25 protein-coding genes and 1 pseudogene are annotated in these 24383 nt (G+C 54.5%); 19 read left to right on the forward strand and 7 right to left on the reverse strand.

Features of this window, described 5'->3' with window-relative positions; all coding sequences use genetic code 11:
* The first annotated feature begins 64 nt into the window (after positions 1 to 64).
* The 19 genes and pseudogenes from PHV01_RS03065 to PHV01_RS03155 all read left to right on the forward strand — a co-directional run bounded on the left by PHV01_RS03065 (position 65) and on the right by PHV01_RS03155 (position 19092).
* Positions 65 to 985 carry an N-acetylneuraminate synthase family protein gene (locus PHV01_RS03065; RefSeq protein ID WP_337289681.1) on the forward strand — a complete coding sequence of 307 codons (921 nt, stop codon included), beginning with the start codon at positions 65 to 67 and terminating at the stop codon, positions 983 to 985.
* 23 nt (positions 986 to 1008) lie between these two features.
* Positions 1009 to 1794, forward strand: a complete 786-nt coding sequence (locus tag PHV01_RS03070) for an acylneuraminate cytidylyltransferase family protein (RefSeq protein WP_337289682.1) — start codon at positions 1009 to 1011, stop codon at positions 1792 to 1794.
* A 2-nt stretch (positions 1795 to 1796) separates the two neighbouring features.
* Positions 1797 to 2222 (forward strand): hypothetical protein, encoded by a 426-nt coding sequence (locus tag PHV01_RS03075; protein WP_337289720.1) that lies wholly within the window; start codon positions 1797 to 1799, stop codon positions 2220 to 2222.
* A 34-nt stretch (positions 2223 to 2256) separates the two neighbouring features.
* On the forward strand, positions 2257 to 4032 hold the full coding sequence (locus PHV01_RS03080) for a hypothetical protein (RefSeq protein WP_337289683.1): 1776 nt from the start codon (positions 2257 to 2259) through the stop codon (positions 4030 to 4032).
* 237 nt (positions 4033 to 4269) lie between these two features.
* Entirely contained in the window at positions 4270 to 5097 is an 828-nt protein-coding gene (locus PHV01_RS03085) for a hypothetical protein (protein ID WP_337289684.1), read from the forward strand.
* 78 nt (positions 5098 to 5175) lie between these two features.
* On the forward strand, positions 5176 to 5727 hold the full coding sequence (locus PHV01_RS03090; RefSeq protein WP_337289721.1) for a methyltransferase domain-containing protein: 552 nt from the start codon (positions 5176 to 5178) through the stop codon (positions 5725 to 5727).
* Positions 5724 to 6812, forward strand: a complete 1089-nt coding sequence (locus PHV01_RS03095) for a hypothetical protein (RefSeq protein ID WP_337289685.1) — start codon at positions 5724 to 5726, stop codon at positions 6810 to 6812. Before PHV01_RS03090 ends, PHV01_RS03095 begins: the two co-directional genes overlap by 4 nt.
* A gap of 104 nt (positions 6813 to 6916) precedes the next feature.
* Positions 6917 to 7564: pseudogene (locus PHV01_RS03100) on the forward strand (N-acetylneuraminate synthase family protein); the annotation flags it as partial.
* A gap of 148 nt (positions 7565 to 7712) precedes the next feature.
* On the forward strand, positions 7713 to 7883 hold the full coding sequence (locus PHV01_RS03105; protein WP_337289686.1) for an SAF domain-containing protein: 171 nt from the start codon (positions 7713 to 7715) through the stop codon (positions 7881 to 7883).
* A gap of 109 nt (positions 7884 to 7992) precedes the next feature.
* Positions 7993 to 9252 (forward strand): O-antigen ligase family protein, encoded by a 1260-nt coding sequence (locus tag PHV01_RS03110; RefSeq protein WP_337289687.1) that lies wholly within the window; start codon positions 7993 to 7995, stop codon positions 9250 to 9252.
* Positions 9253 to 9297: 45 nt separating this feature from the next.
* Entirely contained in the window at positions 9298 to 10419 is a 1122-nt protein-coding gene (locus PHV01_RS03115) for a DegT/DnrJ/EryC1/StrS family aminotransferase (protein WP_337289688.1), read from the forward strand.
* Positions 10416 to 11183, forward strand: coding sequence for a class I SAM-dependent methyltransferase (locus tag PHV01_RS03120; protein WP_337289689.1), 768 nt, complete (start codon positions 10416 to 10418; stop codon positions 11181 to 11183). Before PHV01_RS03115 ends, PHV01_RS03120 begins: the two co-directional genes overlap by 4 nt.
* A complete protein-coding gene (locus PHV01_RS03125; protein WP_337289690.1) occupies positions 11180 to 12367 on the forward strand; it encodes a glycosyltransferase family 1 protein in 1188 nt (395 codons plus the stop codon). Before PHV01_RS03120 ends, PHV01_RS03125 begins: the two co-directional genes overlap by 4 nt.
* A 35-nt stretch (positions 12368 to 12402) precedes the next feature.
* A complete protein-coding gene (locus tag PHV01_RS03130) occupies positions 12403 to 13428 on the forward strand; it encodes a polysaccharide biosynthesis protein (RefSeq protein ID WP_337289691.1) in 1026 nt (341 codons plus the stop codon).
* A 2-nt stretch (positions 13429 to 13430) separates the two neighbouring features.
* Complete coding sequence (locus tag PHV01_RS03135) at positions 13431 to 14540, forward strand: NAD-dependent epimerase/dehydratase family protein (RefSeq protein ID WP_337289692.1); 1110 nt, start codon at positions 13431 to 13433, stop codon at positions 14538 to 14540.
* A complete protein-coding gene (gene wecB / locus PHV01_RS03140) occupies positions 14537 to 15670 on the forward strand; it encodes a UDP-N-acetylglucosamine 2-epimerase (non-hydrolyzing) (RefSeq protein ID WP_337289693.1) in 1134 nt (377 codons plus the stop codon). The genes PHV01_RS03135 and wecB overlap by 4 nt, the downstream gene beginning before the upstream one ends.
* 21 nt (positions 15671 to 15691) lie before the next feature.
* Positions 15692 to 16942: a glycosyltransferase family 4 protein gene (locus tag PHV01_RS03145; RefSeq protein WP_337289694.1), complete on the forward strand. Its 1251-nt coding sequence runs from the start codon at positions 15692 to 15694 to the stop codon at positions 16940 to 16942.
* A gap of 304 nt (positions 16943 to 17246) precedes the next feature.
* Positions 17247 to 17888, forward strand: a complete 642-nt coding sequence (locus tag PHV01_RS03150; protein ID WP_337289695.1) for a sugar transferase — start codon at positions 17247 to 17249, stop codon at positions 17886 to 17888.
* A 16-nt stretch (positions 17889 to 17904) separates the two neighbouring features.
* The gene (locus PHV01_RS03155; RefSeq protein WP_337289696.1) at positions 17905 to 19092 is read left to right on the forward strand and encodes an NAD(P)/FAD-dependent oxidoreductase; all 1188 of its coding nucleotides are present in this window, start codon (positions 17905 to 17907) and stop codon (positions 19090 to 19092) included.
* Here PHV01_RS03155 and PHV01_RS03160 read toward each other — a convergent pair.
* From PHV01_RS03160 to PHV01_RS03190, 7 genes are all read right to left on the reverse strand, one after another.
* Positions 19054 to 20793 carry an O-antigen ligase family protein gene (locus tag PHV01_RS03160; protein WP_337289697.1) on the reverse strand — a complete coding sequence of 580 codons (1740 nt, stop codon included), beginning with the start codon at positions 20791 to 20793 and terminating at the stop codon, positions 19054 to 19056. The two genes, PHV01_RS03155 and PHV01_RS03160, sit on opposite strands and share 39 nt — an antisense overlap.
* Positions 20794 to 20901: 108 nt before the next feature.
* Complete coding sequence (locus tag PHV01_RS03165; protein WP_337289698.1) at positions 20902 to 21417, reverse strand: hypothetical protein; 516 nt, start codon at positions 21415 to 21417, stop codon at positions 20902 to 20904.
* An 842-nt stretch (positions 21418 to 22259) separates the two neighbouring features.
* Positions 22260 to 22574, reverse strand: a complete 315-nt coding sequence (locus PHV01_RS03170) for a type II toxin-antitoxin system PemK/MazF family toxin (protein WP_337289699.1) — start codon at positions 22572 to 22574, stop codon at positions 22260 to 22262.
* On the reverse strand, positions 22571 to 22828 hold the full coding sequence (locus tag PHV01_RS03175) for a ribbon-helix-helix protein, CopG family (RefSeq protein WP_337289700.1): 258 nt from the start codon (positions 22826 to 22828) through the stop codon (positions 22571 to 22573). The genes PHV01_RS03170 and PHV01_RS03175 overlap by 4 nt, the downstream gene beginning before the upstream one ends.
* Before the next feature lie 178 nt (positions 22829 to 23006).
* The gene (locus PHV01_RS03180) at positions 23007 to 23177 is read right to left on the reverse strand and encodes a hypothetical protein (RefSeq protein ID WP_337289701.1); all 171 of its coding nucleotides are present in this window, start codon (positions 23175 to 23177) and stop codon (positions 23007 to 23009) included.
* Between the two features lie 193 nt (positions 23178 to 23370).
* Entirely contained in the window at positions 23371 to 23697 is a 327-nt protein-coding gene (locus tag PHV01_RS03185; protein ID WP_337289702.1) for a nucleotidyltransferase domain-containing protein, read from the reverse strand.
* Positions 23694 to 24089, reverse strand: coding sequence for a nucleotidyltransferase substrate binding protein (locus PHV01_RS03190; protein ID WP_337289703.1), 396 nt, complete (start codon positions 24087 to 24089; stop codon positions 23694 to 23696). Before PHV01_RS03190 ends, PHV01_RS03185 begins: the two co-directional genes overlap by 4 nt.
* Positions 24090 to 24383: the final 294 nt, after the last annotated feature.

A 24383-nucleotide genomic window follows, 5' to 3' on the forward strand; every position in this document is an offset into this window, starting at 1 on the left:
ACAACAAAACGCTATGACAAAATTGATCGTTGAGCTGTGTCAAAATCATCAAGGTAACCTCCAGATGTTCGAGAGATTGATAGAGTCTGCGGCAGCGAGTGGCGCGGACTATATCAAGATGCAGTCGATCTTCTCTGATGACCTAACAAAGCGCGAGCGCTTTGAAGAAGGCGAAACGGCACCTGACGGCATGACCAAGACGATCAAGCGTCCGTATAGCGCCGAAAAGGCCAGGCTCTCGAAGCTTGACCTGACAATGGACGACCATGTGTGGTTCATCGACAAGTGCAAGGAGGTCGGCGCTATTCCGTTGACGACCATCTTTGCGCGGCACAGAATCGCGGTGGTGGGTGCCTTGCCTTGGCCGGAGCGCGTGGTGAAAGTGGCGAGTTACGATTGCGCAAGCTGGCCGATGCTACGGGAGCTCGCCGGATATTTCGACCGCTTCCTTATTTCAACCGGCGCCATGCACGATGACGAAATACGTACGACCGCCGCGCTGATGAAGGAACTCGGTAAAGAGTTTAGTTTTCTTCACTGCGTAACAAGTTACCCCAACACGCTCGACATGTGTCATCTGGCGCGCATGAGCTGGCTTCGCACATTCACGCCGGAGGTCGGCTGGTCCGACCACACGCTCGTGGAGCGCGACGGAGTGACGGCAGCAAAGGTCGCCATCATGCTGGGCGCAGATGTTGTCGAGCGTCACATCACGGTCAGTGCCAAAGACGATACAAAGGATGGGCCGGTTTCGATAACACCGGCTCAATTGAAGGATCTCGATGAGTTTCGAAGACTTCCAAGGGAAATACAGAAGGAGACTATCGAGCGGGAGACCCCAAATTGGCGATCGCTCCTCGGTGAGGCCCAGCGCCCGTTGGGCCAGGTCGAACTTCTCAACCGGGATTACTACCGAGGACGCTTCGCGAGTCCCGACGGAAAAGGAGGCTGGATATACAACTGGGAGGATAGGAGCCTTCCATAGGATGGGAGACCTCTATATAATGCATGGTGAAAGGTGCCGCTTCCAAAGAACCAGCCACGCTCCTTCATGACGGAACAGCCTTCCGTATAGTCGGCATTATCCCGGCTCGGGGAGGTTCGAAGGAAGTTCCCCGGAAGAACATAAAGCTTCTTGCTGGACAGCCCTTACTTACCTATATGCTGAGTAGCGCCTTAGGCTCTCGATATCTTACACGCGTAGTCGTCTCGTCCGACGACGATGAGATCTTGCGGGTTGCGGCAGAATATGGAGGCGAGGATGTTTGCCTCAAGCGTCCGAGAGAGCTTGCCGAGGACGACTCGCCGGACGTTCCGATGCTTCAGCACGCAGTGCGCGAGATAGAACAAAGAGACGGGGTCACGTTCGATTACGTCGTCCAGCTTCACGCCACGACGCCGTTCATGACATCCGCAGATATCGACGGCGCCATGAAGACGCTTCTCGACGACCCGGAGGCCGATTCTGGCGTAAGCGTTTTTCAAGTGAATAGCTACCACCCCATCAAATTAAAGAAGATCGTCGGCAACCGGCTCGAGCAGTACGTAGAACAGTGTGAGGAAAAGACAACATCTCGGCGACAGGACTTTCTTCCTGTCTACAAGAGGAATGGCGGTCTGTATGCCTCCAAGCGCTCGGTGGTGATGACCCTCGGAAGGGTGTGGGGGGACCGGGTCTTGCCATATGTGATGCCCGACCATCGGTCACTCGAGATAGATTCCCCAACCGACTTCTTGCTTGCCGATCTCTTGATGCGGCATATTAAGGCGAACGGCGACCCTGGAGCGTTGTGAGTATGATCGAGCGCATCTGTCACGAGTCACAAGAGCTTGCGCTCATCATTCGACGTTCCTTTCACAAGGAGGGGATTGAGTTCTTCACGCCCGGCACGTACTCCCAGCAGATTGGCTACATGAATCGGCCGGCCGGGTACGTCATCGCACCGCACGTACACAATCCGGTTCAACGCGAGGTGTACTACACCAACGAAGTGTTGTTCATCAAAAGCGGCCGCGTGCGTGTGGACTTCTATTCCGAGGGGCAGACCTACTTCGAAAGCACTGTGTTGGAAGCTGGCGACGTGATCCTGCTGACCTACGGCGGGCACGGTTTCGAGATGTTGGAGCCGACGGAAATCATCGAAGTGAAGCAGGGACCTTACGCTGGCGACCGTGACAAGACGCGATTCGAGCCCTCCGAGCGAATACAGATCGCCACCTAGTAAAACGAGCAGCCCATCTTATTCGGAGCGCCAATTGACACACTATTTTTCTACTGTGCAGCAGACCGTAAAAGATTGCGTGCGGCGAGTCTGGCTGTTGCGGCTCGTTGCGTTTATTGTGCTCCGTCCGAGGAGGTTTTGGGACGAATTCATCGGCCCTTTGGTAGATTACTGGCGATTTCGCCGCTCCGTCGAGGGGTTCAGGAGGTTTCTTGCGCGAACCCCAGATACGCAAATGGATTGCGACCGACCCGGACTATTGATCGTCGCTGGCCAGGCGATGAACGCGCATTGGTGTCAGCTCTGGTCCCTGCTCGGCGGAGCGTATCGACGCACCGGCCACCTCGTTTTTGTGCTCACATCGAAGAGCGAGCCAATTCGCAATCTGTATTTTCGCTTGTTCGGCATCAAGTGTATCTATCTGGAAGATCTGCAGATCCGATCGATTATCATACCTGAGTCCTTCACCAACGACGTCACTCGTCTCGAAACCTTTCAAGGTTTTAAGAACTTTTCCGTCGAAGGGGTGCCGTTCGGTCAGATCGCGATTTCTACATACAGCCGACTTCGCGCGACGGGTATCATCGATGTCTCGAATCCCAAGGTTCGCGCGGAGATTCGGGCATGGTTAATCTACCTCTATCAGACCATCGAGACTGCAAAGCGACTCTACGAAACGAAGAACATTCAGAAGCTGTTCTTCACCGAGGTGTTCATGGAAGAGTACGGTGCATGCTACTATGCGGCGCTTGCTCACAAACTGAACGTCGTTCGTTTTGCCGGCACCGTTCGCGACGACGCGGTTATCGTCCAGCACCTTACTCACGAAAGCGATCGGACCCACCATGCTTCGATCAACCCGAAAAGTTGGGCGCGCATCTGTGAATATCCTGATTCTCTTGCAATGGATCGGGAGCTTCAGCAGAATTTTCTGGACCGTTACGGCGATCGCTGGGCATTGTCCAAGAGAAATCAGTCTAACGCTCGCATCATGCCGCCCGATGAAGCCAGAGCACTGCTTGGTGTTCCACACGATCGCAAGATCGCGGTGATCTTCAGCCACATCCTCTACGATACCCTCTTCTTTTTTGGTGAGGACTTGTTTCCGTGCTATGCCGACTGGTTCGTGGAGAGCGTCAAGGCGGCATGTATGAATTCCGATGTTCAATGGTTTGTGAAAGTACATCCATCCAATCTGTGGCGCGGTGAGCTTGAGTACTTTTTTAGCGGTAAGTATGAGGAAGTGCGACTGATCGAGAAGTATATCGGCAAACTTCCTGACCATGTGCAACTGGTTTACCCAGACACCCCGATCAGCCCGTACACGTGGTTTCAGATTACCGATTATGGCATCACCGTGCGCGGCACGTCGGGTATCGAACTGGGGGCGTTGGGAAAGACGGTCGTCACTGCGGGTAGCGGGCGTTACGAGGAGATTGGGTTCAGCATCAATTCCCACAGCATCGATGAGTACCTGTCGGTGTTGGCACGACTTCCCGATGTGCCTACGCCCACAGCGGAGCAACGCCGCCTTGGCGCACGATTTGCCTACGGGACGTTTTGCATGAAACCGTTCACGCTCGATTTTCTTCGACCGGTCCCACGTGCCGGCAAGACCAGTATCTTCAGCCCGGACGACCTAGTGTACCTCGGAAATTTCCCAAGCGAGCCTGAAGAGCTTCCGACGTCGATTAGCAGGTTTGTGCAGTGGAGTTTTGACCGCGATTCCATTGATCTCCTCAATGAGTGGCCGACGGAGACGTCTCGCTTGACGTCGTGGGCAGAAAAGGCCAAGGAGTTCTCGAATTAAACTGCTGCAGCATCGTATCTTTGATGTGGGACGACTGGCGAATAAGCGCATTCTGGATATTGGCTGCGGGAGAAACAAACTGTCGGGAGCCATTGGTCTGGATCGGACTCCGTTCCCGGGCGTGGATGTAGTGTCCAATCTGAACGATGGTCTTCCCTTTGCCGACGAAAGGTTCGAGGTTGTCTACTCTGACCAAGTGCTTAAGCACGTACCAGACACATTTTCAGGAGGCACTTTATGGCAATCAGATACTCACAAATACTCAAGATAATAGAGAATGCATTTACGTGCCCCAAGACATCTTTGAGATTATTAGCACGTTCGCATCAAATAGAACGAGCAATTCGGTACAACGGTCTACCGGCCACAAAAACTGATGCTCCTCGTGGGGGGCCAATTGACAGTAACGATTTTTTTAAGTATTGCACCGCGCACAAAAAGGGTCATGGAATTTGGAAGTGGGAGCATTATTTCGATATTTACGATAGACACCTAAATAAGTTCAGGGGAAGACCAGTCACCATAATGGAAGTAGGTATTTACAGTGGAGGCAGCCTAGGTATGTGGCGCCACTATTTTGGAGAGCAATGTAAAATCGTCGGCTTAGACATTGCCAGTGAATGTTCGGTCTATATAGGTCCGTTTGTGGATGTGTACATCGGAAACCAAGGCGATAGAGAGTTCCTCCGCAATACCCTGGATAAATGCGGTGGTGTCGATGTATTCGTGGATGATGGGAGTCACATCCCGGAGCATCAAATAGTCGGGTTCGAGGAGGTGTTTCAATTTATTCGCCCTGGTGGCGTTTACATTTGCGAAGATATTCAGGGAATTCACAACGAATTTATTGAATATGTTTATGGCTTGTCCAAGAGTATTTGTCAAATCCGTTATACCGGTGACAAGGCGAAGATCCCCACAAATGCTCTGCAACGTTGGGTTCGATCCATTGAAATCGCGCCATATATTGTAGCTATTGATAAGCATGAAAGGGAGCAAAGCTCCTTATTAAATTCTAAATGGGGAACAGAGTGGCAACCATTTTCTGCAAAAGCAACTTTTTGAATTTCTCCCTTCGAACTTTAACCGGGGGCTACGCAAATTGGAAAAAGGAACTCTCTGATTAAACTGCTGCAGCATCGTATCTTTGATGTGGGACGACTGGCGGATAAGCGCATTCTGGATATTGGCTGCGGGAGAAACAAGCTGTCGGGAGCCATTGGTCTGGATCGGACTCCGTTCCTGGGCGTGGATGTAGTGTCCAATCTGAACGATGGTCTTCCTTTTGCCGACGAAGTATTCGAGGTTGTCTACTCCGACCAAGTGCTCGAGCACGTTTCAAATCTGATCGGGCTAATCGAGGAGATCCACCGTATCCTCATACCAGGTGGGATGATGGTTGCCCATGTTCCGTATTTCAGGTCGAGCTGGGCTACTATCGATCCGACGCATGTGCGACAATTCACGCTGAATTCTCTCGACTATTTCGTTAGGGGGACGTACGAGTATGAGGGGTATAGATTCTCGAACACCGCTTTTTCACGGGTCGAGCGCTATCTGGACTGGAACTATCCGTCCTCGCTGCTGCGATTCGTATTCACCGGCCTAGCGCGGAGGTGGCCGTACAGGTTTGAGAACTCGATACTGTCTTTCATTTATCCGTTCGAGAGTATGACGTTTGTCCTCACAAAATGACGCAAGGCGTCTTGGCGAAAAACTCCAGTATCTTGACGGTTGCCACAGTCGATTATCTTCCTCAAGCAGTCGCAACGCTAAGGAGCGCCTATCGACAGAGCCCGCGCTCTTCCTTTCACCTCTTCGCCGTTGACGCAACAGCAGATACTATTGCTGATCTGCGCCGACTTCTCGGAAACGATGCCACATGGATCTGCGTTTTCGGTCCGAATGATCTTGGGCCAGAGCGTGCCGGATTCCTTGGGGTATTCAATCAATACAATGCTGTTGAACTGTGCTGCTTAGCAAAATACGTCGGCATCTCGCACGTGTTGCGCGACCCATCGGCAGGAAATGTGTGTATTTTCGCAGATGCGGATACGCTGTTCCTCGGCGATGTGCATGAACCAATCGAAGCGATGGGGGAACGCGCCGTACTCTTGACGCCGCATTACATGGGTCCGTCCAACGATATCTTAGAGCATGACACGATGATGCACGGTTGGATCAACGCGGGGTTTCTCGCGTTTCGCCGGAGTCATCCTGGTACCTGGCGTATCCTCGATTGGTTGATTAACCGAGTTTCCCGACGGGGATTCTTCGCCCCCCAATATGGTCTCAGTTGTGATCAGACATGGCTTTCAGCGATGCCGGTGCTGTTTCACGACCTGACATATGTAAGTAGGCATCGTGGTCTAAATGTTGGCTATTGGAATCTAAGTGAGCGACCACTTGCGCGGTCCGGAAAAGCTATCTTAGCCGGCGATAGTCCTCTCCTGTTATTTCACTTCAGTGGATTTGACTGGACGCACTCGAAGCGCTTATCGAAACACTCAGAATGTCCTGTACCGCCTGGTTCGATTTTGGAGGAACTCTGTCAACTCTACCTGTCCGAACTCAACGACGTCGCAGATCTCGAGGTGGAGATCAAGGGACTTGAGACATTCGCGTGTTCGAAGGCGGACTTAATTGAAAGGATCCATGTCGGGTCTCTCCGCAACGGGGTAAATATCGTTACACCCACGACAGAGCTCGGTTTTTTTTCCAGAGTGGGCGGAAAAATAGATTCTCTGTTTCGCAAGACTATAGCCTGGCGTGGCAGGTGAGCATGGCGAGTAGGCAATTCCAAATTGGCAGACATGAAATCGGCGGCAGTAAACGCTGCTTCATGATCGGCGAGGTTGCGCAGGCGCATGATGGAAGCCTCGGCATGGCGCACGTGTTCATTGATGCAATTGCGGCTGGCGGCGCAGACGCCGTGAAGTTCCAGACACATATCGCCGAAGCGGAAAGCTCGCCAGATGAGCCATGGCGGATGCGTTTCAGCACCCAGGATGCTTCTCGCTTTGCTTACTGGGAGCGGATGGAATTTCGCGAGGATCAATGGGTCGGCCTTAAGGAACACGCGGAGCAAAAGGGTCTTGTTTTTCTCAGCTCACCCTTTTCAGAGCAGGCGGTTGACCTGTTAGATCGAATCGGGATGCCGGCGTGGAAGATCGCATCGGGTGAGGTGAGCAATCCGCCACTGCTTGAGCGCATCGTGCAGACAGGAAGGCCGATTTTGCTTTCGACCGGCATGAGTCCGCTTTCGGAAATAGACCGCGTGGTGAATTGGTGTAAATCTCGATCCTACCCAGTGGCGGTCATGCAGTGCAGTTCCAGTTATCCTACCCCTCCAGAAAGGCTTGGGCTGAATTTACTTGCTGAGTATCGTGAGCGCTATGCTTGCCCCGTCGGTCTCTCTGATCATTCGGGGATGATCTTTGCAGGCCTCGCCGCTACTACTCTCGGAGCAGACCTTCTAGAGGTGCACGTGACCTTAAGTAGGGAAATGTTTGGCCCGGATGTCATCGCGTCGCTGACCACTTGCGAGTTGGCACAACTGGTCGAGGGCGTACGGTTTATCGAACAGGCTCGGGCCTGTCCGATCGACAAGGACGCTATTGAGCCGAACGTAAAGAAACTACGGAACAATTTTCACCAAGAGTCTTTTTGCGACCCAGGATTTGCCCGTTGGAACACGGCTGGAGCGGAAGCACCTAGCTGCGAAGAAGCCAGGAACAGGGATTCCTGCAGATCAAATCGACCTGGTTGTTGGCTGCCGCCTTGTTACAGAGGTCAGGCGTGGACGAATGCTGAAGACTGAAGATCTTTGCTCGGCCGAAGAAGATGACTGACGCGCGAGGAACTGGCCGAATCCCGTTGACGCACAATCCTGGACGCTCCTTCTTCTATATCTGAAGACCGATGCGGCAAGCGCTTAGACTCGCCAAGCTAAGTTTCAAGATGATCTTCGTCATCGTGCTTTTCGGCCAATTCGGCCTTAGTGCTATGGCTTATTACCTGCACGTCGCTCATCCGGCATGGCCCTTTTGGATTACGCTCTATGCCGTTTCTGGGGTACTTGCGCTCGTGCATATCCCACAACACAAGCCAACCATCCTAGATTTATACTTTTGCGCCTTCATTGGATACGTCACTATAAGCTTCTTTATGCTTGGAGAAAGTAGCCAGCCTGAATTTGCGCAACGAATCATACTGCGAATTATTGCGCCCTATCTGACCGGTCGGATGATCGGCAGACATGCTCCGCTTTCTTTATTCAGTGGTCTACAAGTTCTATCGCTTCTATACCTATTGCTGATAGGAGTGGAACTGGTTCGAGATCCAGATTTATTTCAGTCTGACAGGCTGTATCTCTTTACCGCTGACGATTGGGACAGAACCGGCGGCGACCCGACCAGCTTTAACATTGGAACCACGCTCGGCACCGCCTGGATTGCAGCCTTTGCTTATTGCACTTATAAGGGGGAGCAGTATGGCGTCCCCGTAGTTTTCCGCGCTCGACCCTGGCTGTTCGCGGTTGAAGTTGGTTTTCCCGTGGTATTGTTGTGGATCGGGTCTCGTGCCAGTGTTGTTTCGATAGTGCTGTCTGCTATCATTCTTCCTAGTTTTACTTCTCGGATATTTACCCTAAGGAAGGTCGGTTGGTTGGTAATAACCATTGCGGCGTTACTTGTCTTTTACGCTTACCTCCCCGAAGAGAGAAGGTGGCTAATTGATGACATTGTAGTCGCTACCCCGGGAGGTTCAGTGTTCGAGCGGCTGGTGCAACTAAGCGACGCGGGGCGGCTTTTCCTGGAGTCCCCCCTCTTCGGGATTGGCGCAACAAATTTTGGATTACGATATTCCGGCCAACCGGCTGAGTTCGGGTCCCCCCACTCTCTCTTTGCGCAAGTACTCGTTGAGTATGGACTCGTCGGCGCAGGCCTACTGGCTTTGCTGCTTGTAAAGATTATTCGCACGTTCTCACGGCAGATGCGATCTCAAGACTACCGCGCGCGCCCTGCTGCGTGGGGCTTGTTTGGCATATGGATGTTCGTGCTCATCCAAGCTCAATTTATTGGTAATTTGTTCTATGATTACCATGTGTTTATGCTCACAGGCTTGTTTATTTCTTGCTTGCATAACGGGGACCGATGGGCGACTCAATTGAATCTGACTCAAGCACGCACAGTAGCGATAAAGCACGCTTTGAAGGAGTGATTCCAGTCTGTCTCAAAACTGCACGCTAACTACAGGTACTCAAACTTGAACAATTTTATCCCAGTCAATGAACCTCTACTTGACGGTAACGAAAAGAAATATCTTAACGAGTGTATCGACAGTGGTTGGATATCTTCGGAAGGGCCATTTGTCGAGCGGCTCGAGCGGGATTTTTCCGCCCGTGTGGGCCGACGGTTCGGAATCGCGGTAGCCAACGGTTCCGTGGCACTTGATGCTGCAGTGAAGGCGCTTGATCTCGGGTCCGGCGATGAGGTAATTATCCCTGCCTTTACCATCATTTCGTGCGCTGCTGCGATTGTGCGGGCGGGCGCAATACCTGTTCTTGTGGACTGCGAACCGGACACATGGAACATGGACGTGGACGAGGTTGAGCGGAAGATCACTCCACGCACCCGGGCCGTGATGGCTGTGCACATCTATGGGCTGCCGGTAGACATGGATGCCTTGCTGGCCATCACACAGCCTCGTGGCATCAAGGTGATCGAGGATGCCGCCGAAGCCCACGGTCAGACCTGCCGTGGCCGCCCATGTGGCAGCTTTGGCGAAATGAGCACCTTTAGCTTTTATCCCAACAAGCACGTGACCACCGGCGAGGGTGGAATTATTGTGACTGATGATGAAGGGCTTGCAGAGCGCTGCCGCAGTTTGCGTAATCTTTGTTTCACACCAGGCAGGCGCTTTATCCACGAAGAGTTGGGCTGGAACTTTCGCATGTCCAATCTGCAAGCCGCACTTGGCTGCGCTCAGCTTGAACGGCTGGATATATTTATCACACGCAAGCGACAAATGGGCCGCCGCTATGACGAGTTGCTGGCAGATGTATCGGGTATCCAGAGGCCGTTGGCTCAAGCAGCATGGGCTACAAATATTTACTGGGTGTATGGCCTGGTGCTTGATGACGCGGTGCCCTTCGATGCAGATGAAGCGATTCGGCGACTCGCTGCACTAGGGATCGGATGCCGACCGTTCTTCTGGCCCATGCATGAGCAACCGGTGTTGAAGCGAATGGGTCTATTTGCGAGAGATAGTCATCTCGTGTCAGAACGGTTGGCACGGCGCGGTTTTTACTTGCCGAGCGGCCTTGCGCTTACTCAATCGCAAATTGAGCGCGTTGCCGATGCCGTAAGACGGATGATGGCGGGATGAACGTATTCGCAGGTTATGCCCGCTATTACGATCTCCTCTATCGTGATAAACCTTATGGGGAAGAGGCAGAGTACGTTCGTCGTTTGATCTTAGCACGTGTTCCCAAGGCTTCCGTTATCGTGGAGCTGGGCTGTGGGACTGGTGCCCATGCGGAGCATCTGGCGCGTACCGGCATGGAGGTGAGTGGTGCCGATGTGAGCGAATGGATGCTGGAGCGTGCCGTAGCGCGGCGTGCCGCCATATCAAAGGACGTAGCGCAGCGTCTGCATTTCTGCCGTGGCGATGTGCGAGATGTCAGGTTGGCTGTGCGGGCGGATGCAGTGATTTCGTTGTTTCACGTCATGAGCTACCAATCGGAAAATGCGGATCTCCAAGCGATGTTCTCTACCGCCCGTGAGCATTTGAGGCCCGGAGGGGTATTCATCTTCGATGTCTGGTATGGGCCGGCAGTCCTTGCAGAGCGGCCCGCAGTACGTGTGAAAGAGCTCGAGGACGATGAAGTGAAAATAACCAGGATTGCCCAGCCCACAATGCACCCGAGTCGAAATCTGGTTGACGTGCATTATCGTATTATCGCTTGCGAGAAGAGGACGGGGTATTCCTCGGAAACTGAGGAAACGCATCGGATGCGTTACCTTTTCTCTCCTGAGGTCGAGTTGCTGGCAACACATGCGGGATTGAGCGTTATCGATGCACATGAGTGGATGAGCGGTCGAGCCCCCGGTTTTGACACGTGGGGTGTCTGTTTTGTGTGTCAGGCATGAAGCGGATTGGCATTCTCTTGGGAAGTGATCCAGGTAGTGGTGGCGGGTTTCAATACAGTCTGACCATGCTGGAGGCGCTTTCGGCGTTGCCACGCGAGCGCTATGGGATAGTTGCCGCTTTCTTCAACCCAGCATGGCGGGTATATGTCGAACCGTTCAAGTTGCGGATCCTGCCCCTTGGTTCTCGGGGCTGTGAGCCCTTCACCCTGGGCAGGATTTGGCGCATCGCCTGTCTGCCTATCAGTCCGTGGAAAGCAGTGCTTTGGCGATTGGATCCGGTTGTGCGAGCGATGTGGAAAGAGAGCTGTGACCTTTGGGTTTTCCCGTCTAATGACCATTGGAGCTATTTGTCGCCAGTTCCGGCGCTGGTTACCATCCATGATCTGATGCATCGTTATGAGCCACAGTTTCCAGAGGTTTCCCGATGGGGGCGCTATTTTTTCAGGGAATATCGTTTTCGCAATATCTGTCGTTTTGCAATGGCGGTATTGGTCGATTCCGAGATGGGGAAAAAGCAGGTAATGGAGTCCTATAGACTGAGGTCGGACAAGCTATTTCCCCTGCCATACTTGCCCCCGCGCTATGTGTTTGATTCTCTACCCTCCGCCGATTTCGACAAGCGGTATCCATTGCCGGCGCGCTTCCTTTTTTATCCGGCACAATTCTGGGCACATAAAAATCATGACAGACTACTTCAAGCAGTAGCAATCGTTCGACGTTCATACCCGGATATCTTTCTGGTATTGGCAGGGCCCAAACGCTACAAGTACTCAACGCTTATTCAACGTGTCGCTGACCTGGGGCTTAGTGAGCACGTGATTTTTACCGGCTATGTTCCCGATGCTGACCTGCCGGAATTCTATCGACGAGCGCGGGCGTTGGTGATGCCGACTTTTTTCGGGCCGACCAATATTCCGCCACTGGAAGCGTTCGCGTTGGGGTGCCCGGTAGCTATTTCAGGTATATATGGTATTCCCGAACAGACCGGCGATGCAGCCCTGCTGTTCGATCCAGGGTCGGTGGAGGATATCGCCATGGCTATTGAGCGATTATGGAAGGACGATTGGCTTTGCGAACAATTGCGTGCCAAAGGCTACGCGCGTTCCGGAATATGGCGACAAGTCGACTTCAACAGAAGCTTGCAAGGCGTGATCGATAAGCTACTTGATTGTAGGGCGTCTTAAGCAGGCGCATCCGAGCGGCGAGGCGAGGGTCGAAGATGTTCTCTAAACAGAAGCTCCTGATCACCGGCGGCACAGGGACCTTCGGTAATGCAGTTCTCCGAAGATTCCAGGACACAGATATTGAAGAAATCCGCATTTTTAGTCGAGACGAGAAGAAGCAGGACGACATGCGGCGAGCGATGAAGAACCAGAAGATCCGGTTCTGTCTCGGCAACGTACGGGATTACGACAGCATCGCCTCGGCAATGCAGGGCATTGACTACATCTTTCACGCCGCTGCGCTCAAGCAGGTGCCCTCCTGCGAGTTCTTTCCTCTCGAGGCCATTCGCACTAACACTCTCGGCGCAGAAAATGTCATGAATGCGGCGCTCGCCTGCGGCGTGAAGAATATGATTGTGCTGAGTACCGATAAGGCTGTCTATCCGATCAACGCCATGGGTATGTGCAAAGCGCTCATGGAAAAACTCATGATCGCCAAGGCCCGCGTGTATAGCAATTCACGGACCATCTTCTGTGGCGTCCGTTATGGTAACGTAATGGCCTCGCGGGGCTCGGTAATCCCGCTTTTCATCAATCAGATCCTCGCCGGCCAGCCCCTGACCATTACCGATCCCAACATGACGCGGTTCATGATGACGATTGAAGACGCGGTCGATCTGGTGCTCTATGCATTCCAGAATGGCCAACCGGGCGACATGTTCGTGCAGAAGTCTCCGGCCTGCACAATAAGCACTTTGGCAGAGGCGCTCCTGAAGTTGTTCGATGCGAAGAATGAGGTCCGGATTATCGGCACGCGGCACGGTGAGAAGCTCTACGAGACGCTGTTGACCCGGGAGGAGATGGCGAAGGCGGAAGACCTCGGCGGTTACTATCGCATACCAGCCGATATCCGAGATCTCAATTACGCCTGTTACTTCACTGAGGGGGACGCGAAAGTCTCACCGCTAGAGGATTACAACTCACATAACACGCGTCGGCTCGATGTAGACGGAACCATCGACTTGTTGTGCAAACTCGAGATCCTCAACGAGGCGCTGGAGCAGCGAAAGAGAGCGCGTTAGAGATGATGAAGATCGGTATCACCGGAATCACTGGACTCATCGGATGGCACCTGCGCGCGTATCTGCAGGGCCGACCGGGGGTCGAGGTGCGCGGGGCGACGCGCGAGACATTCGCGGATGCCGATGCGCTGGCTGAATTTGTTTCCGGGCTAGATACCCTCGTGCATCTAGCTGGGATGAATCGCGGTGAGGACGCAGAGATCGAGGCGATCAATTTGCAATTAGTAGAAGCGTTGATCGAAGCGTGCGAGCGGACCGCCTCACTCCCCCGCATCGTTTTTTCCTCATCGACCCACGTCGAGCGTGACACCGTGTATGGACGGTCGAAGCGAGAAGGTGCCACGCGCCTCCGTCGCTGGTCTAAGAAGTACGGGGCGCGTTTCACCAATCTGATTCTTCCGCACGTTTTCGGCGAGTTTGGCAAGCCCTTCTACAATTCCGCTGTGTCCACCTTTTGCCATCAGTTGGCCCGGGGGGAGACGCCTAGCATCATCGTCGATGGGCAATTGGGATTGATACATGCGCAGCAGGTGACCGCGCGTATTCTTCAGATCGCCACGAATGGGGAAGATGGTGAGGTCAGGATGGAGGGGGAGCCGCTTACGGTGAGCGAACTGCTCGTCCGACTGGGGCGCATGGCCGATCTCTACAACGCTCAACTGATTCCGGACCTTCGGCATCCGCTTGATTTGCAACTCTTCAACACTTACCGTTCCTATTTGTTCCCCCATTTCTACCCGGTCTCTGTCAAGCTCCATAGCGATGACCGCGGCCAACTGTTTGAGGCGGTGCGAAGCTTGAACAGCGGGCAGATGTTCTTGTCCACCACGCATCCAGACATCACCAGAGGCAACCATTACCACACGCGTAAGGTGGAGCGTTTCCTGGTCGCCGAGGGAGATGGCTTGATACGGATACGCAAACTGTTTTCCAGCGAGGCGCTGGAATTCCGGGTGAGCGGCGCGCATCCCCAGTACATCGACATGCCAACTTTTTACACCCACAGTATCACTAACGTCGGCAATTCCGATCTCCTCACCCTGTTCTGGACGCATGAGATTTTCGATCCCAACGATTCCGATACTTACCCAGAACTGGTGGTCGCGGCATGAGCGCGCTCAAGATCATGACGATCGTCGGCACACGTCCGGAGATTATCAGGCTTTCCAGGGTAATGGCGCGCCTGGACCATTATACTCAGCACATCCTGGTTCACACCGGCCAGAACTACGACTACGAGCTCAACGAGATCTTCTTCAATGAACTGGGACTGCGCAAACCCGATCATTTCCTGGATGCGGTCGGTGCGAGTGCTGCGCAGACCATCGGCAATATCATTAGCCGCTTTGATCTCTTGCTGGAGCAGGAACGACCCGATGCCGTACTGGTGTTGGGGGATACCAATAGCTGCCTCGGTGTCATCGCGGCCAAGAAGCGACGCATCCCGATCTTTCACATGGAGGCGGGCAATCGCTGCTTCGATATGCGGGTGCCGGAGGAAGCCAACCGCAGGCTGGTAGACCACATCAGCGACATCAATATGCCCTACAGCGACATCGCGCGTGAGTACCTCCTGCGGGAAGGGCTGCCGCCGGACCGCGTCATCAAAACGGGTAGCCCGATGTATGAGGTCTTACACCACTATTTGCCACAGATAGAGACCTCAGACGTGCTTCGGCGCCTAGAGCTGATGCCGCAGGAATACTTCGTGGTCAGTTGCCACCGGGAGGAGAATGTCGATTCCGAGGTGAACCTGGAAAAACTTGTCCACGTCTTGAATAGACTGGCTGAGTATTTCGGGAAGCGCCTGATCGTCTCCACCCACCCGCGTACACGGAAGCGTCTCGACGAAAGCCATGCTTTGCTGCACCGGCTCGTTGAGTTGATGCAGCCGCTGGGCTTTCCAGACTATGTCTGTCTGCAACAGCATGCCTTCGCTGTGCTGTCCGACAGCGGCACGATCACTGAGGAGTCATCCATCCTCAACTTCCCGGCGCTGAACATCCGGGAGGTTCACGAGCGTCCTGAGGGGATGGAAGAGGCGGCAGTCATGCTGACGGGCTTGGAGTGGGAGAGGATCCTGCAGGCCGTCACCATCCTGGCGGAGCAGCCGCGGGGCAACCAACGCCTGCTTCGGCCGGTAGCCGACTACCAGGTCCAGAACGTTTCGGAAAAGGTCGTTCGGATCATCCTCAGCTACACCGATTACGTCAATCACTTTGTCTGGCGTAAGATCATCTGACCGTTGCGACTCCCTCAGAGAATGGATAAAGAAACGAGGGCCCTGCGGATCCTGTTGCTCACCGATCGGTTTCCTCCGGAGGTTCGGTCGGCGGCTCGGATCTTTCACGAACTTGCCTCGGAACTGCAGCGAAGAGGTCATGATGTGGCCGTCATCGCAAAGGCGCCCCGAGGCTATGTCGCTGGCGAGGGGCGGGGGAAAGTCCTGCCAGGATGGAGTGAGGTTGACGGCGTTAGAACTTTCCGGGTACGAGGGTGCCCGATTCCCGGGTATCATCCTATTCTTCGTGGCTTGGATCACCTGACCTTGGGATGGACTTTCGGTCGGGCCTGCCAACAGTTTGCGCGTCCGGATATCATCCTGGTGCAATCGCCGCCGCTTCCTTTAGCCTTGTCGGGAGGGACACACGCCAGAAGATGCGGCGGCCGACTGGTTCTCAATATTCAAGACCTGTATCCGAAGACTGCGATAGACCTGGGATTGCTGAGAAATCCGGTCGCAATTGAGTTCGCGGAACGCATGGAACGTCGAGCGTACCGCGAGGCAGCACGAATCGTGGTCCATTCGAATGGGAATCGCGATTTCCTCAAAAACTACAAAGGGGTGGCATTGGAAAAGGTTAACGTCATCCATAATTGGGTGAACACGGAGTTGCTGCGGCCGGAGCCGCGGGACAACGATTTCAGTCGATCTCATGGTCTAACCGGGAAGTTCGTCGTATCATATGCCGGCCTCATGGGATATGCTCAGGACCTGACTACTGTTATCGAGAGCGCGAGACGTCTGCTCGAGCGTTCTGACATACTGTTCCTTCTCGTGGGTGAGGGTGTGCTGGAGCCTCGCTGGAGGCAGGCTGCGGGCGGCCTTGTCAATGTGCGCTTTCTGCCCTTGCAACCCAAAGATAAGTATGTCAAACTTTTGGCGGCATCCGATTTGTGTCTGGTGCCATTGGATGTGTCGCTCCGGACTCCAGCCGTTCCCGGCAAGCTCCAATCGATTATGGCGTCCGGGAGACCCGTAATAACGATCACTGGTCCGGAGAGCGATGCGCCGAAGCTCGTCCTAGCCAGCGGAGGTGGGGTCAATGTATCGCCGGGCGATGCGGAGGGTCTCGCCGACACAATATTCCGCTTGAGAGCGGACCCTGCCACGCGGACGCGGATGGGAGCGCGCGGACGCGCGTATGCTGAAGAGCATTTTTCTCTGCAGAAATGTGCCGACCTCTACGAGGAGTTGTTCGCTGAACTTAGGGACGAGAAGAAGACTCGTTAACGCCAATGGGTACCAACAAATTCGTGGCGATGCACTCTGGAAACATTGGAAATGGGATCAAGCGGCTCGTACTAGAAACCTTGGCCGAAAGCCCGACTCTGTCAATGTCCTCTTCCTTCCCTACCAGTCCAAGGATGTGCTGTCGGATCCCTTTGTGGGCGCGGACGTTTTTCTGATCTCGCTTAAGCGTGGGCTCGCAGCTACATCGTACCGAGCAAACTTTACAGAATTCTCGCACGGCACTCCAGTTTGACCGTTCACTCCAAGTGCAGGCCTAGCATAACCCTTCCCGTGAGCTGAGCTAATGCCCATCCCTCCGCTTCACGAGCCCTATCCTTCGCCTCTAAAACGTTCCCTGGATATCTCTCTTTCGGGTTTGGGCCTTCTTCTCTCCGCACCTCTCTGGGTATTCATCACCATTCTCATCAAGTTGGAAGATGGTGGGCCCGTCTTCTATGGGCGGGAACGAGTGGGAAAAGGGGGACTGCTATTTAGGAGTTGGAAGTTTCGGTCGATGATACCGGATTCAGACGAACGGTTTGGTCCGCTTCAGGCAAGGGATGGCGATGCGCGGGTCACCCGGGTAGGGCGGATTCTCCGGGCTACTGCGATGGATGAGCTGCCGCAACTATGGAATATCTTTATCGGCGATATGAGCTTTGTCGGTCCGCGAGCGCTGTTGCCTGAAGAGATCGAGGTGCGCGCCAATGGGAAGCTGATTCCGCTGGAGAAGATCCCCGGCTATGAGGCGCGGCACCGAGTAAGGCCTGGCCTTACCGGCGTGGCCCAAATCTATGCCCCAAGGGATATTTCCAGAAGGCACAAGTTTAAGTTCGACCTCCTCTATATCGGGAAGCAAACCTTTTGGCTGGATATCAGGTTGATCCTGCTCTCCTTCTGGATCTCACTGAGGGGGAAATGGGAAAGTCGTCAGCACAAGTTTTAGCTGGGAGACGAGTCATTTGATACACGACGTTGTTGTCATTGGTGCAGGTCCGGCTGGAAGCTATGCCGCCTACTGCCTCGCAGTCCGTGGCTACGATGTCGTCGTCCTGGAGGAGGATCCTCTGGTGGGAAAGCCCACGTACTGCTCTGGGCTGATCGGCCTGGAGGCGTTTGCGAAGCACAATCTGCCGATCAACGCAATCATACGGTCGTTCACTGCGGCCCGTTTCTACTCCCCGTATGGCACCGAAGCGCTGGTGTCTTCCGATCGGCCTGTCGCCTATGTCGTAGATAGAGGGGAGTTTGATCGAAGCCTGGCCAGGCAAGCACAGGAAGCTGGGGCAAGATACCGACTTGCGACCAAGTGCATTGGGATCTCCCATGTTGACGGCGGCATTACGGCAGAGATCCGAGGTCTGGAAGGAGAAGAACGCATCAGGGCTAGGGCCGGGATCGTGGCGACGGGGGTAAAATATAATCTGTTAAACGGGCTGGGGATAGCACGACCCAAACGATTCATGGAGGCTGCCCAGGTAGAAGTGAGGATGAGGGACGTCAAAGAGGTTGAGGTCTATCTGGGCCGCAAGATCTCCCCTGGGTCTTTTGGATGGGCAATTCCCCTCGGTAATGAAACGGTCCGCTTGGGCATTTGCAACGGGGGGAAGGCGATCAGATACCTGCAAGGGCTTTTAGAGAACCCATTGATTAAGCCCCGGCTCCTCGATCAGGCCCCACGGATCAAAAGCAAGCCGATCCCGATTTCTCCCGTGAAGAGGAGTTATCTCGACCACGTTCTCTTAGTGGGAGACGCGGCAGGCCAGGTAAAGCCCACGACGGGTGGCGGGATACATTACAGCATCCTGTGTGCGGAGATTGCTGCTAGGACACTTGATGAGGCGTTCAGGGTCGGCAATTTCGGCGAGCGCCAGATGGCCATGTACGAGTCTCGATGGCGCAAGGAGATTGGAGTAGAACTGCGGACAGGATCCTTCTTCCGACGGCTCGGGGGGTGGCTATCTGATTATCAGATCGACTATCTCATCCGGTCATACAGGAATCCTGCACTACGCGACCTTGTCCAGAGGACAGCAGCTTTCGAACGCCATAGTGGTTTCATCCTCACCCTTTGTTGCAGTCAGTTCTTCTGGGATAGCTTTTGGGCGAGGTTAAAGTCCAAGGTCTTTCGACCTTTGTCCGGAGAATGATGGGTGACTGAGCTGTGCGCACGCCGCAAGGATGCCTAAGTAACCCCAGAAAAGTAGTGCCTGCCTAGAAAGGATCAGAGGATGGCTGGTAAAGGCTGTAATGAGGTAGGCTCCCACACCGATTGAGAGAAACCTCGCTAGAAGGCGCTCCTTCCCCAAGTTGCGTGAAAACCCTCCGACCAGCGCCGCAAAAACAATCCATAGGAAACCTGCGAGGCCAAGCAGCCCGGTCTCGGCGGCTACCTGGATGAAATAGTTGTGGAGATTCTGATGCACGCCGATGACGTAACCTCTGTCACTTGGTCCGTACTGGATGAAATAGTTGTAGAGATTCTCATGCATGGCGATGACGTAACCTCTGTCACTTGGTCCGTAGTAGTGGCCGCGACCTAGCTCCCGGTAGGCAGTCCCAGGACCCATGCCAAAGACTGGGTTCTCTTTGACCATTCGAATTCCCGCCTCCGCGAAACCTTGACGCTGTCTCTGCCATGCCTCCAGCACAACCCCGGCATCCATCGCCTGGGCGACCCTAGTTAGCCCCAGAGAGGCTAGCCTTGGATGAGTTTGAAAGGCCCTGTCGATCAAGCCGTACCCCCCAGCAAGGGAGAACAAAAGGATCCCGCCTCCGAGAGCAGCCAGAACACCTCCGCGGACCCAACGCCCTTTCACCGACCTGGCCAAGGTGGTCCACGCAATCCCAGCCCCAGCGGTCGCCGCGATCATCGCGATTCGGGATCCAGCTAGCGGGATCATCAACACCGTGAGAAGAACCACGAGCCCCGCTACTGCTCGTGCCCACCACCCCTTTTCGGTCAACCACTCTCCCCACGCGACAAAGAGCGTGAGCACCAAGTATGACCCGTATGCATTGACGTCCTCAAGGAGCGATCCGACCTGAGCATACTGACCCCACTGCCATGTTGCCCATACCGAGAGGCCATAGAATCCAGTCAGGCCGGCCCCGACGAGCCAGCCACGGCACACAAGCCGAATCTCTCCTGACGATCTCAATCGGTCGGCCGTCAACCGATAACAGAGGAGAGAGGCCAGAATGAGAAGCCCTGCCCTAAACGGGTAATTAGGAGAAAGCTGACGCCCTGAAGGAATGTGACGCCAGGCTAATATGAGACGATCCCACCACCATGGGTCTGAGAGGTAAAACAGGATCATCGAGGCCAGGACGGCAAGCGCGTAAACGATAACCCTGTTTTCGACCCGTCTCGTACCCCCTGGGTCCGGCCAGATGACGCGCCTGAGGAGTAGACCGAGCGCGAGACTCAGGAACAGGATCTCGACCCCGAGCAGCCCAGCCTTCCTCTGAAGCGCTGGATCGCCGATACCCACCCAGGTCACGAGACCGCTCGTTACCGGAGCCACCGCGAAAAAGACGGCTAGCGCCCAGACGGGTCGCGTGAGGGAGAAAAAGGCAATAGTAGAAGCGCCGGCGATTAGAAAGAGCGGCAGGAGAACGCTGGTTGATGGGGATAAGCCATGCCGTAACGTCGCGGCAGTAGCGCGAAGATACGGGACGAGGAGAATCACCAATAAGACGACAAGCAGAAGTGGCCAGACGCGGCCTCGCCACGAGGACAGCATTCGCGAGAGATTGAGAAGCCTACTTGTCTTGGAAGGCCCGCCCTGCTCCACGAGAGAAACCGGTTCTGGCTCAGCAGTATCCTGCCTCATCTTGACGAGCTTCATTTATCCTTGACTATCCATGTCACGGTCCTTACGTGAGAGCTATTGTAACTGACCTAGTGAGACTGTCAAGACAATGATGCGATCCCCAAAAGGGTGAGCCAATCCACACTACTGGAGGGTCAGCAGAACGAGGATTTCTCCCTGCCCTTCTTCGAGAGGTTCGAGAGCCTTGCCCAATAGTGTGCCTGGTCGATGAATCAATGTCTCGCCCAGCTTCACGGGTGAGGAACGCATGGCGTGTCCAGGCGAAGGACTCGTCACCAGCAGGTCTCCCGCCGCGATCGGTCCGTAGGCGGCATCCACCTTCACCTTGACCCGCCCGCTCTGAGCCACTTTCACTTTGCCCTCTCCCGCCTCGCCGAGCAAGAGGCCCGGCTTGGCGGACACGACCCCTGCTACCCGCGTATCGTAGGATTGGGAGGCCGGCAGGATCTGATTGTACTCCTGGGGATCGACGACCACCACCGTCCCCGGGGGCAGGGGGCGGGGCGCCTTGACCCACTCGGCAACATCCTGGTATTTGGCCGCCAGGTTGCCATCTACCTGGACATCCCCGGCGACGTGGAGCTTGGTCGTCGGACTCGTCGTCCCGATGCCGACGTTGCCGTTGTCTTGTATTCTCATTTTTTCACTGGAATTCACCCTAAGCGTTAGAGGCGAAGTTGATTTAGTGCCGATTTGCCCCGTATTGGCGGTAACTCCAATATCTATTTGATCGTATGTTGGAGCATTAAATGTGGCAATTGTACCTGAGTTTCCGGAACCTATACTTACTTCTAATTTCTGACCAGGCCCTGTCGTCCCGATGCCGACGTTGCCGTTGTCTTGTATTCTCATTTTTTCACTGGAATTCACCCTAAGCGCTAGAGGCGAAGTTGATTTAGTGCCGATTTGCCCCGTATTGGCGGTAACTCCAATATCTATTTGATCGTATGTTGGAGCATTAAATGTGGCAATTGTACCTGAGTTTCCGGAACCTATACTTACTTCTAATTTCTGACCAGGCCCTGTCGTCCCGATGCCGACGTTAGTACCGGTATCCTGGATACTTGTACTCACATTACCGGCCCACACTAGGGTGAAACGTCCTATTATCAGAAGCGCACTTATCAAGATCCCGCGCCATTTCAGTTGTCGAATCAATCGCTTCATCGCATGTCTCCTCTTTTATGCACAATTACGGGTACATGATGTCCGGCTTGCCATCATGCGCGCTCATCTTACTCCAGCGTACGGACCGCTGATCGAATCTCGTTAATGTGACTCGCCTTGATCATGGTCTCCCCTAGCACGATGACAAAAGGTCCCGCTTCTTCAGGCTGATCCCTCAGAGGCCAAGCGACGGCGCGAGCAGGAGCGCGGTGTGTTGTCGAGGGTCAACTGACGTGGCGCCAGCGGCTGTAAATGGCAGCCATGTACGACCGGTTGGTAAAGAATATGGGAACGGACGCGAACCTCGGCGTATATTACTCCAGTGCCAGTGCAAAGCGGATCGCGGCGTCGACGGCTCCGAGTTTCTCTGTAGTCAGCGTCGTCATATGCTCCCGCAGGCTTGCCTTGGCGATGGTGAGGATCGTATCGAGGTTCACAGCACATGGCTGAGAAAGACCATCCGCCGGGCCGAGTGGGACTTCGACAGGGATATGACGGATGCGGGTCGTAACGGGGGCAACCGTGACCAAGCCTCGAATCGCATACGCCTCATCTCTGGAGAGCAGGACGACAGGTCGGCGGCCGGCTGGATGGGGAAGGTCCGCCCACCAGATTTCACCGCGCCTCACGACCAGGGTTCCTGTGTGAGTACGGTAGCGCCGAGTTGATGCGCTAGAGCGATCTCCTCATCCGTTTCCGGTTGCTGTCGGTACCCTTCGACATAACGTGTGACCGCTTTCTGCGCACGCTGCTGACTGAGGAGATGTTCGGCGGCCTGACGGAAGAACCCGCTGCGGGTCTCACCACGGGTTCTGCACTCGCCCTCGACCGCATGCAGGAGTTCTTCTGGCAGGCTGATGGCGATCTTGACGGTTTTGCTCATACGATATCTCTTCTCCGGAATACTAGCGTACTACTAAAGTATGAATTCTCAACATTCCGTTGTCAAGAGGAATAGCTCGATCAGGAACGCCTGGCTGTCCTGTAGCGGCAGGGCTCGGATCTCACGGAGCAAATCGCTGATCTCAGCGCGAAACGATCCACTACCACCCGCTTTGAGATCATTCCTGGGGTGCGCGTCTCAGGACGTAAAGGTCGTATTCATCAGCAATGGACTGATCACGGGCAAAGAGACGTTCACCACGAATCACCTCTGTCGCCACAAACGGATCAGCTTCGTCCAGCACTACCAGATCGATCCGTGGGCATTGTAGAAGCTCTTCCAGTGCCACGGTCAAGCGCACCTTTCTGTTGCAGCGCGTTCAGGCGTTCCTCCTTATCTCTCACTAGTCATTATCTCCCTCCCACCACGCCTAGATCGCCTCTCGCATCACGGTGCGGTAGAACCGTCCTCCTGCGGGAAAGCGATTGCCATTCTTCCTTGGTGTACACCAGCAGGTCCGTCGGCACTGCGAGTCATGCGTGTTAGCTGCCAACGGCGCTTTGCTCAGCCGCGCGTTGGATCGGTTGGCACTGCGCTCGAATGATTTTACGGAACTGCTCGGAGAGAGCTGACCAATCCAGTACATCCACTTTAAAAGGTAGGTCGGATTCGCTGAAGGCGTCGCGAATACGGCCCAACAGCGTGAACTCCAACGGCTGCTCTGTCACAATGACAAGATCAAGATCTGAAAAGCGTCGCGCGGTTCCCAGAATCCTTGAGCCGAATACCCAGACATCGTACTGCGGCACATGCTCATGCAGGATTGTTCTGACAATCTGCAGATGATCCTGGTCAAGATCAAGCATCATTTGTCTTCTTCCCGCATCTTTTCCAGCAGGGCTCGGGCGTCCTGGTAAAACTCGACGGCTTTGCTGTAGACCCTCTGGGCGACAACCCGATTGTAGGTGTGGGAACTCTCATTTCTGGCTTCATAATACCCAAACCATACCGAAGGGTCGGCTAGAAGCCCGATCCTGGCGGCTTCGCGAAATAGGTCCCGTTTCGTTCTGATCTCTGTCTCCGGTACCCCGACTGTGCGGAGCACGCGCTGGAGCAACTTCCACGACAGATCCATTGTGTACTCGAATCGTTGGATGACAGCATCACGCAGTTCTTCGTCATGGAGAGCGCCTTGAGCGCGCTGAATGGCCCGCCCTAGACTGCCCAGCGCATTGTCAAGCGGAGTAAAGTCCAGTGTCATGCCTACTCCAGATCACTATCGTAGCGTCTTCTAACCGTATTATGCCTTCGACAAATGCCCTTCCCCCACCCCATAGATCGCCTCTCGCATCACTGTGTGATAGAACTGTCCCTGCTTGGGAAGTGATCACCATTCCTGCTCCGCGTACACCAGCAGATCTGCCGGCGCCGGCTGTTCAGTGAGGTCCCACTCTTCGGATCGCTCGCGTTAAACCGCTACCTCAATCTTTCGGGAGCTCTCTGCCTGCCCAAGGTCTCTTCTCGTGTGCGTCAACCAGCGACCTGCTCGGCTTGG

The organism is Candidatus Methylomirabilis sp. (genome assembly GCF_028716865.1).
In the GTDB taxonomy this organism is placed as follows: domain Bacteria; phylum Methylomirabilota; class Methylomirabilia; order Methylomirabilales; family Methylomirabilaceae; genus Methylomirabilis.

Excerpts from the sequence above, each read along its gene's own strand:
- PHV01_RS03065 (WP_337289681.1), top strand. The coding sequence starts at position 65 with ATGTTCGAGAGATTGATAGAGTCTGCGGCAGCGAGTGGCGCGGACTAT.
- PHV01_RS03150 (WP_337289695.1), top strand. The coding sequence starts at position 17,247 with ATGCCCATCCCTCCGCTTCACGAGCCCTATCCTTCGCCTCTAAAACGT.
- wecB (WP_337289693.1), top strand. The coding sequence starts at position 14,537 with ATGAGCGCGCTCAAGATCATGACGATCGTCGGCACACGTCCGGAGATT.
- PHV01_RS03070 (WP_337289682.1), top strand. The coding sequence starts at position 1,009 with ATGGTGAAAGGTGCCGCTTCCAAAGAACCAGCCACGCTCCTTCATGAC.
- PHV01_RS03135 (WP_337289692.1), top strand. The coding sequence starts at position 13,431 with ATGATGAAGATCGGTATCACCGGAATCACTGGACTCATCGGATGGCAC.
- PHV01_RS03175 (WP_337289700.1), bottom strand. The coding sequence starts at position 22,828 with ATGAGCAAAACCGTCAAGATCGCCATCAGCCTGCCAGAAGAACTCCTG.
- PHV01_RS03190 (WP_337289703.1), bottom strand. The coding sequence starts at position 24,089 with ATGACACTGGACTTTACTCCGCTTGACAATGCGCTGGGCAGTCTAGGG.
- PHV01_RS03160 (WP_337289697.1), bottom strand. The coding sequence starts at position 20,793 with ATGAAGCTCGTCAAGATGAGGCAGGATACTGCTGAGCCAGAACCGGTT.
- PHV01_RS03085 (WP_337289684.1), top strand. The coding sequence starts at position 4,270 with ATGGCAATCAGATACTCACAAATACTCAAGATAATAGAGAATGCATTT.
- PHV01_RS03145 (WP_337289694.1), top strand. The coding sequence starts at position 15,692 with ATGGATAAAGAAACGAGGGCCCTGCGGATCCTGTTGCTCACCGATCGG.
- PHV01_RS03095 (WP_337289685.1), top strand. The coding sequence starts at position 5,724 with ATGACGCAAGGCGTCTTGGCGAAAAACTCCAGTATCTTGACGGTTGCC.
- PHV01_RS03075 (WP_337289720.1), top strand. The coding sequence starts at position 1,797 with ATGATCGAGCGCATCTGTCACGAGTCACAAGAGCTTGCGCTCATCATT.
- PHV01_RS03130 (WP_337289691.1), top strand. The coding sequence starts at position 12,403 with ATGTTCTCTAAACAGAAGCTCCTGATCACCGGCGGCACAGGGACCTTC.
- PHV01_RS03120 (WP_337289689.1), top strand. The coding sequence starts at position 10,416 with ATGAACGTATTCGCAGGTTATGCCCGCTATTACGATCTCCTCTATCGT.
- PHV01_RS03125 (WP_337289690.1), top strand. The coding sequence starts at position 11,180 with ATGAAGCGGATTGGCATTCTCTTGGGAAGTGATCCAGGTAGTGGTGGC.
- PHV01_RS03110 (WP_337289687.1), top strand. The coding sequence starts at position 7,993 with ATGATCTTCGTCATCGTGCTTTTCGGCCAATTCGGCCTTAGTGCTATG.
- PHV01_RS03165 (WP_337289698.1), bottom strand. The coding sequence starts at position 21,417 with ATGAGAATACAAGACAACGGCAACGTCGGCATCGGGACGACGAGTCCG.
- PHV01_RS03185 (WP_337289702.1), bottom strand. The coding sequence starts at position 23,697 with ATGATGCTTGATCTTGACCAGGATCATCTGCAGATTGTCAGAACAATC.